At 45.0% G+C, this 11,402-nt stretch carries 9 protein-coding genes; all 9 read left to right on the forward strand.

Annotated features, from left to right (window positions below):
- Positions 1-83 precede the first annotated feature (83 nt).
- Positions 84-1,013 carry a SidA/IucD/PvdA family monooxygenase gene (locus Xind_RS18740; RefSeq protein ID WP_187650816.1) on the forward strand — a complete coding sequence of 310 codons (930 nt, stop codon included), beginning with the start codon at positions 84-86 and terminating at the stop codon, positions 1,011-1,013.
- A 35-nt stretch (positions 1,014-1,048) separates the two neighbouring features.
- Positions 1,049-2,089 carry an FAD-dependent oxidoreductase gene (locus tag Xind_RS18745; RefSeq protein ID WP_187650817.1) on the forward strand — a complete coding sequence of 347 codons (1,041 nt, stop codon included), beginning with the start codon at positions 1,049-1,051 and terminating at the stop codon, positions 2,087-2,089.
- A 12-nt stretch (positions 2,090-2,101) separates the two neighbouring features.
- Positions 2,102-4,342: a class I tRNA ligase family protein gene (locus Xind_RS18750; RefSeq protein ID WP_187650818.1), complete on the forward strand. Its 2,241-nt coding sequence runs from the start codon at positions 2,102-2,104 to the stop codon at positions 4,340-4,342.
- Positions 4,339-7,587: a non-ribosomal peptide synthetase gene (locus Xind_RS18755; RefSeq protein ID WP_187650819.1), complete on the forward strand. Its 3,249-nt coding sequence runs from the start codon at positions 4,339-4,341 to the stop codon at positions 7,585-7,587. The genes Xind_RS18750 and Xind_RS18755 overlap by 4 nt, the downstream gene beginning before the upstream one ends.
- 29 nt (positions 7,588-7,616) lie before the next feature.
- Positions 7,617-8,948, forward strand: coding sequence for an AMP-binding protein (locus tag Xind_RS18760; RefSeq protein WP_338114371.1), 1,332 nt, complete (start codon positions 7,617-7,619; stop codon positions 8,946-8,948).
- On the forward strand, positions 8,938-9,207 hold the full coding sequence (locus Xind_RS18765) for an acyl carrier protein (protein ID WP_187650821.1): 270 nt from the start codon (positions 8,938-8,940) through the stop codon (positions 9,205-9,207). The genes Xind_RS18760 and Xind_RS18765 overlap by 11 nt, the downstream gene beginning before the upstream one ends.
- A 71-nt stretch (positions 9,208-9,278) precedes the next feature.
- Positions 9,279-9,845, forward strand: a complete 567-nt coding sequence (locus Xind_RS18770; protein ID WP_246432622.1) for a GNAT family N-acetyltransferase — start codon at positions 9,279-9,281, stop codon at positions 9,843-9,845.
- Entirely contained in the window at positions 9,842-10,876 is a 1,035-nt protein-coding gene (locus tag Xind_RS18775) for a C45 family autoproteolytic acyltransferase/hydrolase (protein ID WP_187650823.1), read from the forward strand. Before Xind_RS18770 ends, Xind_RS18775 begins: the two co-directional genes overlap by 4 nt.
- 20 nt (positions 10,877-10,896) lie before the next feature.
- Positions 10,897-11,166 (forward strand): OsmC family protein, encoded by a 270-nt coding sequence (locus Xind_RS18780; protein WP_222941863.1) that lies wholly within the window; start codon positions 10,897-10,899, stop codon positions 11,164-11,166.
- Positions 11,167-11,402 lie beyond the last annotated feature (236 nt).

Raw genomic sequence — 11,402 nt, forward strand, 5'->3', positions numbered from 1 at the left:
TTGATCAAAAAAATTAAGATCTTTTTGAATACAGCCTCAGCAAGTAGCTGGAAAGGAATAGGAAATATGGAAGTCTCATAATTATGAAAAGGTATTTAGTAATTGGGGTAGGAACTAAACCATGGGTTCCTGATTTTGCTGCTCTTAAGTTGGGAGAAACGCAATATCACATCAGTCAATACATGAAAAAAAGTAAAAATGTTGCTGGAAAACATGTTGTGGTCGTAGGCGGAGGACAATCGGGAGCTGAGGCATTTCTCGATCTTTTATCTAAACCAGATAATGATCGCCCGAGCCATGTCAGTTGGATTTCACGGCGTCGAAATTTCTTTCCAATCGACGATTCAACTTTTACTAATGACTTTTATATGCCTTGTTATTCAGACTATTTTCGAAAACTTCCCTTACATTTACGTCAAAAAACAAATAGTGAAAATGTTCTGACCTCAGACGGAATATCAGAATCAACGTTACGTGATATTTATCAAAAGCTTTATTACTTGTATTTTATCACTCCAAATCAGGTTAAGTTTGATCTGATGACCAACCGTTCTGTCACAAATGTTGTTGCTACAGCAGATAATCGTTGGAGGCTGAGTTTCCAGCACACTGACGCCTATAATGCAGAAGAAATAAATGCTGATGTAGTCATTTGGGCTACCGGTTACAGGCCAGCAGAGAAGAACTTTTTGGGAACATTAAAAGATCGTATTCATTATGAAAAAGACGAATTTGTCGTAAACGAGGATTATGCGGTGGTTTGGGATGGTTCCGCAAAAAATCATATATTTGTTCAGAATGCTGTTAGAGGTCAGCGTGGGTTGCCTGATTTAAATCTCAGCTTAAATGCATGGCGTGCCCAACGTATTATGGGGCGACTATGCGGAGAGTATCCTAAGCAGCAGCAACCTTCATTTGTTGACTGGCATCCGAAAAATAATGTCAAAATTTCGAAAGAAAATAATTTTATTGTGAATGAAAAAATAAAAGACAGTAAGTCATACAGCTTTTAAAGCTAATGTAGCATCCAATATAAGAATTTAAAATCATGATAAAAACTGATATTGCTATTGTCGGTGGTGGTATTATTGGAGCTGTTATAGCTCGTGAAATAATAAAAAACACACCCAATGCATCAATCACTATTTTTGAAAAAAGAATTTCAGGTTCAGGTAGTTCATTTTATTCTGCTGGCGTTCATTTTCCTCGTGGCATTAATCCTCGAGTCCAGAAAATGTCGCTTTATAGTCATAATTATTATCAAGAGCTCATAGGAGAGAATACTCCTATATACCCTTTAACTATGGAGTTAATTACCCATAATGCCCATTTGGATAAAACACTGAGTAATTATTTGCCTTTGGCCAACTTTACTCCCGTCAACACTTCGTTAAATTCTGATATTGAACTTTCTGGACAAAAAGAATTAGCAATCCTTCAGGGAAAAGGTGGGCATTATGCCGATGTTTTTAAACTGGTTAATCTATTTATGCACGAATTGCGTTTACAGATCGATATCTATGAAAGTGTCAGCGTTGACAGCTTACAGCGTCAGGATAATAGCTATCTGTTAGGTTTGAGTTCCGGCGAACAGGTGATCACAAGCAAAGTGATTTTGGCACCCGGACCTTGGCTTACCGAACCTGCCTGGAGAGACCGAATAGCCTATTTGGGTGTGCGCATAAAAAAAATCGTCGCAGTGCATATTGCAAAAGTTCCCGCTGCTGATGCTCCACTGACCATCTTTCATGATGACGATGCTTTCCTACTGCCTTTCTACAGCCGTAATCACTGGCTGTTTAGCTACACCTGCCAAGAGTGGGATATGACACCTAAAGATATTACTGCTCTTCAGAGTCAAGACATTGAGACCGCAAAGGATGTGTTGAGCCGATATTCGCCTGCACTAGCTCAAGGCATTCATGACGGGCGCGTTTTCTGCGATGCCTACAGTGCATCGAGTGAACCCATTATCACACAGTTGGATGATGGATTGATTTACGCCGGTGGAGCAAACGGTTCAGGTTATCGGCTAGCCCCCGCCATTGCTTCCGAAGTGATTGCTTTACTCTCGCAAACCGACACCTAAGAGAACAGTAAAATGATTATTCACAACTATGACGATGCAGAAATGTCGAAACAGTTCGATATTGATATCAGCAGCATTGATGGATTGGATATTCCTGCCGGCTGGGGAAGAGTTACACCGGGTAATCGCTCTAGTAGCCATCAGCATGATGAGATAGAAATGTTTGTCATTGTCAGCGGTCAGGGGCAACTGATTGTTGATGGTCATACGTACCCAGTTAAAGCCGGTACCATTGCACAATTCTCGCCGTTCGAATCTCATGTATTAGAAAACACTGGCGATCAGGACATGATCTTCTTCCTGCAATATCGTCGAGATGCTGCCAGTGCTAAGCGATCTGCTTCTTCCAGAGAACGACAAAATCCCAAGCGTCCACAGTTTGTTTTCTCTACTCCGCCAACTCCTAATGGCGATTTGCATCTGGGGCATTTATCAGGGCCTTATCTGGGAGCCGATGCTTATGTACGCTATCAGCGGCTCATTGGTAATCCCGCTTGGCATATGACGGGATCTGATGATTATCAAAGTTATGTCGTGTCACTAGCAAAACGGGAAAGGGTCACACCAGCTGAGATCGCCGCACATTATTCACAAGAAATTCTGCAAACGCTTAAAATGATGGATATTGAGGTTACTCAATATACGATCACCAACAATGCCTTTGAATATGCTGAAGGTGCGCGAGATTTCTTCAGTCGAATGATTGGTCCCAGCAAAGTGTCGTTTCGAGATTCTCCAGCCTTTTGTGATGCTACTAGTGGCGAATATCTGTATGAAGTTAACGTTTCTGGCCAGTGTCCTAGCTGTAGCTTAGGTACTAGCGGCAATATATGCGAAGAGTGTGGTGAACCTAACTTAGTGGTTGATTTAGCATCACCCACATCGAATATTAGCCAAATGGAGCCGAAAGAAATCCACATTAACCGCTATATGCTGCCTCTGCATCAGTTCGAACATATTGTGAAACAACATCACAAGCTTGGGCGAGTGCCAGCTAGAATGCGCGAACTGGCGTATAGGGTATTCTCTCGCCCTACAACCGATGTTCCAGTATCCCATCCTTCTCATTGGGGTATCGAGCCTGCAGAATCAGAAGGGGCTGGGCAGGTCATATGGGTATGGCCAGAGATGAGCTATGGCTTTTTGTACGGTATCGAACAGCTTGGCAAACAGCTGAACCAGCCTTGGAAAGCGAACAATCCTGATAAGAGCTGGAAAATTGTCCATTTCTTCGGTTATGACAACAGTTTCTATCACAGTATCCTATATCCTGTACTTTACCATTTAGCCTATCCTAATTGGCAGCCTGATATTGACTATCACTATAATGAATTTTACCTGCTGGATAATAAAAAATTCTCCACTAGCCGACGTCATGCAGTATGGGGAAAAGAAATTCTTACCCCAGAAAGTGTGGATGCTGTTCGCTATTACCTATGCCTGACTCGTCCAGAACAGGAAAGAACCAATTTTCAGATCGACGCCTATAAGGCTGAACTACGCCATACGCTGATTAATGAGTGGCAAAGCTGGCTACAGGATCTTGGGCAGCGTACGGCGAGTCACTTCATGGGTAATGTACCGGACGCAGGCATCTGGACTAAAGAGCATGTAGCGTTTTGGGCCCGACTCAACGGCTATTTGCAAAATGTAACGAATGCACTGAACGCAGATGGCTTCTCCCTGCGTAACGCCGCCCAACAGCTCAAAATGTTAGTACGTGAAACGATTGAATTTTCTCGCAGCCAAGCTCGCTTGTCTGGGCTTGAAAACTGGAAGGACGAATATCGTACCGCACTTGCATTGGAACTGGCTGCAGCGCAGTTGCTTTCTCACATTTCCACCCCTTTGATGCCTCGTTTTGCTACGCGGCTAGCAGCGGCCTTGGGCAATAAGACGGCAAGCGCTTGGCCAGAACAGGCTGAATTAGTTGCCGTTGGCAATCGAATTACTTTACATGATATCTGCTTCTTTACCGATCCTGATGCTTTGACCGAAGTCCCCCACTGGGATTGGTTACAGGAAAAACTCAGTGTGCTGATGCCGGATACCCGATTCCATCCCGATCATGCTTTGGCAAATTTTGGGGTGACATCATTGATGACCGTTACGTTGCAATATCAATTGCTCCATGAACAACAAGTCGATATTCAACTCGAAATGTTACTTAACCAACCTTTACGTGACATTGCGGAACATATCGCGAAGCGGCAGCCATCCGGTGTCGAGTTGGCAAAAGGAGTAATAGCATGACTGCGGTGGAATTATTGAAGGATATTGAAACTGCTGGCCTGAAGATCAGCATCCTAGAAGGTAATTTGAAGTTAGAGGGAGCTACGCGTTCTATTTCTCCTCAACTGGTGGACGCTATCAGGGAACATAAGGCGGTGTTGCTCGATTATCTACAGCGGCGAGCAGCACGTTTCTCTCTGACCCCTTTGCAGCAAGCCTATTATCGTGGCCGTTCACCGCTATTTGACGGCGGTGGGATAGCCAATCAGGTCTTTCATGAAATTGAAGGCGTATGGGATATAGAGCGCCTGCAGCAGGCCCTGCAACAGGTTATTTCTGAACACTCCGCATTGCGCCTGCGTGTTACCAGTGATGGCGAACAGTATGAAAGCAATGATATTCCCAGCATCATACGGCATGATCTGCGCTCCCTGTCGACATCGGAGCAGGTGCAGGCTCGCGAGAATTTGCGTACCGAGAAATCCCATCTGATTTTGTCGCCGAGTGAATCATTGCTTCAGGTTGATGTCGCTATCTTGTCTGACGACAGTATGGTGCTCTACGTCAATCATGATGGCATGGTCGTTGATGGCATCAGTATGTTCTTATTTTTCCATCATTGGTATCAGCACTACCAAACGGTTTTGGAACCCGTCGCCTATCTACCTTTTTCTCAGCATATCAGTGTCAAAGAAAAGGAACGTGAGCACGCTGCTTATAAGCGTTCGTGCGATTATTGGCTACAGCGTCTCCCTACACTGCCAAAAGCTCCAGAGCTTCCATCAGCCAATAAGCTGCGTAACGGAGCGACACGTTTTTGCCAGCACCTTGTAACGCTGCCCCCGCAACAGTGGCAGCAATTGCAGAAGTTGATGTTAGCGTATCAACTGACGCCATCGGCGGCGTTGATGGCAGCTTACGCGGAAACACTATACGTGTGGGGCGCAGGGGAACACTTTACGCTTAATGTCACAATCTCCGAACGCCGCCCGATACATCCTCAGGTATTCAGCACTATCGGACCTTTTTCCGATCCCATGCTTGCCGAAATTTCTTTAGACCATCAGAGTTCCTTTCTGGAACGCGCGAAACAGCTACAGTCTCGTCTGCATCAAGATATCGATCACCGCTATTTTTCTGGTATTGACGTTATGCAGGAGCTAGCGCGAAAGCGCGGGTTAAGCGCAGCGCGTATGTCCTATACCTTTAACTGTACGTTAGGGGCTATCGGTGCTGTTAATGGCGATTCCCTGGAATATTTCGGCCGTGAAGTATTCACCATCAGCCAAACCCCCCAGGTTTTGTTAGATGCTTTCATTTTCGAACAGAAGGGAGCTTTGGTGATTCGTTTGGATGGGGTTGACGCTTATTATCCTTCTGGATTCCTAACGGCATTGGTTAGCGGATTCCAGCGCCTCTTGCATCTGCTCTGCGTACCAGAAAACTGGCAGCAATTGACATTCGAACTACTACCTGACGAACAGCGCCACCAACGTGCATTGGCAAACAATACCCAAATGCCATGTACCGAGGATATGTTAGGGAGCGTCTTTGTCGCTGTTGCCCTACGGCAGCCAGAAAGCATTGCCATCCATACGCTACAGCGTCAGATCAGCTATAGGGAATTACTAAACCGGGCAGCGACTGCCGCACAGTGGTTAAAAGCTCGGGGGGTAAAGCACAACGAATTGGTCGGTTTGATTGCAGAGCGTTCACCCGAGCATATCGTAGGCATATTAGCGATTGTACTTGCTGGAGCCGCATATTTACCGATTGACGCTGGGTTGCCGGCTGAGCGCCGTGATTTTATGCTGAAAGATGGTCAGGTTAATCTGGTCTTGACCAATGCCGACGTTGTTACTGAGCAACCGCAATTCGATTTGCGAACTTGCCCACTAACCCCTGCAGAATTACCGTCGATTGATCCTCTTGCGTGTCCAGATGATCTTGCCTATGTGCTCTATACTTCGGGTACGACAGGTAACCCTAAAGGGGTCATGGTTACCCATCGTAATGTCATCAACTTGATAGCTGACTGTCAGAACCGCTTCGCGGTGACACCGGAAGACCGATTTTTTGCTATCAGCGCATTTAACTTCGACCTGTCGGTATGGGATCTGTTTGGGGCGTTATCTGCTGGCGCATCCTTAGTAATTCCCGAAGCCGATAAAGCTGCTGACGTTGAGCACTGGGCAACTCTATGCAGTAAAACCGGTGTGACTATCTGGAACTCAGTACCTGCCATAGTGCGTATGATGTATGAGCATACGCAAGCTATGCCTTCCTCGCTGCGTTTGATCATGATGAGTGGCGATCGCATTCCACCAGATTTGCCCGCAGCCATAATCGCGACGCAACCTCAGATTGACCTCTGGTCATTGGGGGGGCCGACGGAAACGACCATTTGGAATATTTGTCACCCGATCTCCTCACAGGATTGCACAGGGGATTCGATCCCTTATGGTCGTCCAAACGCCAATAATCAATGCAGCATCCGCAATGAACAAGGGCTCGAATGCCCTGATTGGGTACCTGGGGAGATCTATGCCACTGGCATGGGGATTACGCTGGGCTATTGGGGGGATGAAGAGCGTACTTCTGAACGTTATCCCATTGACCCTAAGAGCGGAAAACGCTTTTTCCGAACTGGAGATCTTGGTCGTTATCTGCCCAATGGGGATGTGGATATTTTGGGCCGGGTTGATTTACAGATAAAAGTTAACGGCTATCGAATTGAAGCGGGAGAGGTTGAAAGCAGCATTGCAAAATTTGCAGAAATTGGACAGGTAGCGGTTGTTGTGTCAAAAAGTTCGCAAGGGGATGTGCTTGTCGCACACCTAGTTGCCAATGATGATCCCCTTTCTTCTGCGGAAATTCGCCAACGTCTTAGCCAACACCTACCCGATTATATGATCCCTTCACGTGTGGTATGGCACGATGCTTTGCCGTTAAACCGTAACCTGAAGATTGACAGAAAAGCGCTGGGTGAGCTACCACTTGATGAAGGGAGTGTCGCATCATCATTAGTCAGCCAAGCCAATGGCAGGATCGAAAGCACTTTGCAGGGAATTTGGCAGGAGATCTTGGCCACAGGTCCCATTGGTGTGGATGAAGATTTCTTCGGCCGTGGTGGCAATTCGCTGAGTGCCTTGAGGATTTTAACTTCCGTACACAAAGTTTTCGGGATATCGATGCCACTAGAGTCTATTTATCAGCTAAATACAGTGAAGGCAATGGCTGCGAGAATCGCCAGCGAGGAAGCTTAACCATGAAACCATCGATCATTAACGATATCGTGAGCTATCCCCCGAAGGCGGGGGGTAATTTGATAGTTGCGACACTGAGCGAGCGTAAAACAATACCGTTATCCACACTTTATGAAATGTCGGGACGTGTTGCTAACGGTTTGCTCGCTCACGGGATTAAACCGGGTGACACCATCGGTATCCTGTCCGATAACCGCTTGGAATGGGTGTTACTCGACCTGGCTGCGCTGAGAATAAAAGTACGCACTGCCGGCTTCGATCCTGGGAAATTTAAGACTACAACGATCAAATTTACTTCAGGCTCAACCGGTATTCCTAAAGGATTAGCTGCCACGGCAGGCAGCATTGATTCCTCGCTGCGTAGCGTGCAGAACATTTTTAATCACGGTAGTGGAGATCGGCTGCTGGTATTTCTGCCGTTGTCGTTATTGCAGCAGCGTTATTGGATCTATTCTGCATTGAAGTTTGGTCACGATACGATACTCACCAACTATCAGTCTGCATTTGTTGTCATGCCTCAGCTTAATCCGACGGTGGTGATGGGCGTACCTGCTTTCTTTGACTCAGCGCGTCGCCATATTGAGCGCCAGAGTCGTGACCTAGCAACGATGGTATCGCAGGCAAAAGCGCTGTTTGGCACAGGCATTCGCTACTTGTGGACGGGATCGGCTCCGGCAGAAGTGGGAATGCTTCAATTCTTCCATCAAGTAGGTCTACCCATTTATGAAGGCTACGGCATGAATGAAACCTGCATTGTGACAAAAAATCACCCGGCAGCCTTCCAATTAGGCAGTGTTGGACAAGTCGTTGATGAGAAAAAAGTCATTATTGATCGGGACGGTAACGTTGTGGTTTATAGCGATTACCCGGTAAACACTCGTTATCTTTACGCTCAGCCTGGCGCATCTGAAAAAATGTTTACCGCCGATGGCGGTGTGCGGACTGGCGATATTGGCCACATTGATGAACAAGGATTCCTCTACATCAAAGGCCGTTCTGACAACGTGATAGTCTTGGACAACGGGAAAAAAATAGATGTGCAGCCCATCGAGGCGCGCATGCGTAATGAACCAGCTATTGCTGAATGCGTAATTTTCAGTCCGAAACAGACCGAACTGGTTGCCATCATTTCACCGGTCGGTGACGCTGTCGAACACGAGTCTATTTTACAAGCTTTAGAGAATGTAAACGCCTCAGGTGAGAAAGACGAGCATATAGCCCGAATCATTATCGCTGACCCACCGTTCAGTATAGAAAATGGTCTGCTGTCCTCACAATTTAAGCCACTGCGAAAAATGATTTTTGAATCTTATCAAGAACAACTTCACGCTACAGATAAAGAGAGTAGTTATGCAAACTGATGCCGTCATTACAAAATTGGAAACCATAGCACGACAAAAACTGGCAGCGTCTTTATCTACAGATATCGACGCAACCCAGCTAAATCTAAAAGAAAATATGAGTGATATATATGGATTGACATCACTTAATAAAATCCTGTTTATCACATCTCTATGTAATGAGATGAATATTGATTTATCCAACTTTACCGAAGACGATTTGGGAAATATGCAAACTCTCGGGAATGTCATTGATATTTTAAATAATCATATAAATTAATTACCATTTTAAGGATATTAGCGATGAACTGGAAAGATAATGCCCCCAAAGTTTTAGAAAATGAATATGTCATGCTAAGACCTGTGAAGGAAGAGGATCGGGAGGAGGTAAGAGCTTTATCTCGCGACTCACATATTTGGACATATTTCGTTTTTCGTGTCAGTAATGACGTCGAATTTGAGCGTTTCTTTGATGTGATGTTAAATGATCAGGCTACTGGAAATCGTGTAGTCTTCATGGTAATCGATAAACGTTCTAGTCAAATAGCAGGCAGTATGAGTTTTGGTAATATGCATGAATATGAGGCTCGATTGGAAATCGGTTGGTCTTGGTTGGGGGAGACATTTCGAGGTAAGGGGATCAACAGATGGGCAAAATATTTACTGATGAAGCATGCTTTTGAGACTTTGCAGGCATTGCGCGTTGAGTTTAAAACCGACATCCTCAACCTGCAAGCTCGAGCTAGCCTACGCAATATTGGTGCCGTGGAAGAAGGCACATTACGTAGTTTTAATTTTATGCCAGATGGACGGCGACGTGACGCTATTTTCTACAGTGTGTTGAACACCGAATGGCCGAGGGTAAAACAAGGCTTACAGGATCACAGGAAAATACGGCCTCATACGGAGCAGCAATGATCCCTAATGTTAATGTCGTGATACTGAGCGGAGATGCCCTTGAGAGGGGCATCCAACATGGCCAGCAATGCCGGAAGACGTTATGGGAGTTTGCTGATGATGGTCTTTGTCGTTTAAATCATCTAGGGCAATCAGAGTTGTCCCTTAACCAGCTTGGTGAAAGTATCGAACGCTACCGTATTTGTGTAAAAACTTGGCTGCCTGATATTGCGCAAGAGATTGAAGGGGTATCGATCGGCGCTGAGATGCCGTTAGATTTGGCTTGGCTACTGCAGTTGAGGCGAGAGGTACTAGGTTATAATCGCACTACAACGTCAGGAGACTGCACGACATTATCATCTTTCAAAGGGCAACCCATTCTTGCGCAAACGGTAGATCTGAATGGTAATCTCGATGATTTTATTCATATTCTGGAATGTAAAGAAACTCGCAATCCATCAGTGATTTTAAGTTTCGCAGGTCTCTTGGGTTATCTTGGGCTTAATCGTGCCGGATTAGCTATTGGGCTCAACATGGTCCTAGGAGGGCAGTGGGGAGTGGGTATTCCACCTTATTTGGTGATTCGTCATCTTCTGGATAATTGCGACACAGTGGAGCAGGCAGTAAAGACGCTTCGTTGTCTCCCTCTATCCAGTTCACGTTCCTTTACCTTATGTGATAAACGTCACGCGCTCTGTGTGGAAATTTTGAATAACCAGCTGCGTATTGTAAAAACTGGCTATGCAACTGCACACACTAATCATTTTTTGCATCCTGATTTTGCTGCTCATGATGAAATCAATATCTTCGCTAAAAACTCTTCACGACAAAGGTTAGAAAAAATACGAAAACTATTGCAGCAAGAACACATTAACAGTGATGACTGTTTTTCCTTGTTTATGACCCCACCAGTTTATGTTGCAGATAACGGTGATATACGCCGTGAGCGAACTGTTGCTTCTGTCGTGATGTTACCGGAAGAGGGGAAAATGTTATTACGCCCAGGTAATCCCACAATTTCAACAACGCAGTCTTTTTCTCTTTTTAATTAACGTTAATAAGGATGTAATTTATGGCTGATACACTGCATTACTATGAAATTTCTTTATATTGGACCGGTAATTTAGGTCAAGGGACCGAAAATTATAGAGGATATGCCCGTGAATATGAGATTTCTGGAGAGCATGGCAAGTTTTTAAAGGGCTCGGCAGACCCTAAGTTTTTAGGCAAGAAAGAGTGCTGGAATCCAGAAGAACTCTTGATTGCATCACTATCAGCTTGCCATCAACTTTGGTATTTGCATCTATGTGCGGCGGCTGGCGTCAGTGTGGTGCAATATTGAGATGATACAAAAGGCATAATGAATGAAAAAGAGGGAAGATTTACCGAAGTGACATTACAACCTCATGTTACAATATCTAAAGAGTCAGATAAGGAAATAGCAATTAGTTTACATAGACTAGCTTATGATAAATGCTATAAATAAGCTTTCAAAATAGTAGATCACTTGGAGGGAACTCAGTCCAATTTTTGCGATCTGATTAATCGCCAAATCAAAAAAATCCCAAAATGGACTGA

Source organism: Xenorhabdus indica (genome assembly GCF_014467235.1).
In the GTDB taxonomy this organism is placed as follows: Bacteria; Pseudomonadota; Gammaproteobacteria; order Enterobacterales; family Enterobacteriaceae; genus Xenorhabdus; species Xenorhabdus indica.

Excerpts from the sequence above, each read along its gene's own strand:
- Xind_RS18775 (WP_187650823.1), top strand. The coding sequence starts at position 9,842 with ATGATCCCTAATGTTAATGTCGTGATACTGAGCGGAGATGCCCTTGAG.
- Xind_RS18745 (WP_187650817.1), top strand. The coding sequence starts at position 1,049 with ATGATAAAAACTGATATTGCTATTGTCGGTGGTGGTATTATTGGAGCT.
- Xind_RS18740 (WP_187650816.1), top strand. The coding sequence starts at position 84 with ATGAAAAGGTATTTAGTAATTGGGGTAGGAACTAAACCATGGGTTCCT.
- Xind_RS18780 (WP_222941863.1), top strand. The coding sequence starts at position 10,897 with ATGGCTGATACACTGCATTACTATGAAATTTCTTTATATTGGACCGGT.
- Xind_RS18770 (WP_246432622.1), top strand. The coding sequence starts at position 9,279 with ATGCTAAGACCTGTGAAGGAAGAGGATCGGGAGGAGGTAAGAGCTTTA.
- Xind_RS18765 (WP_187650821.1), top strand. The coding sequence starts at position 8,938 with ATGCAAACTGATGCCGTCATTACAAAATTGGAAACCATAGCACGACAA.
- Xind_RS18750 (WP_187650818.1), top strand. The coding sequence starts at position 2,102 with ATGATTATTCACAACTATGACGATGCAGAAATGTCGAAACAGTTCGAT.
- Xind_RS18755 (WP_187650819.1), top strand. The coding sequence starts at position 4,339 with ATGACTGCGGTGGAATTATTGAAGGATATTGAAACTGCTGGCCTGAAG.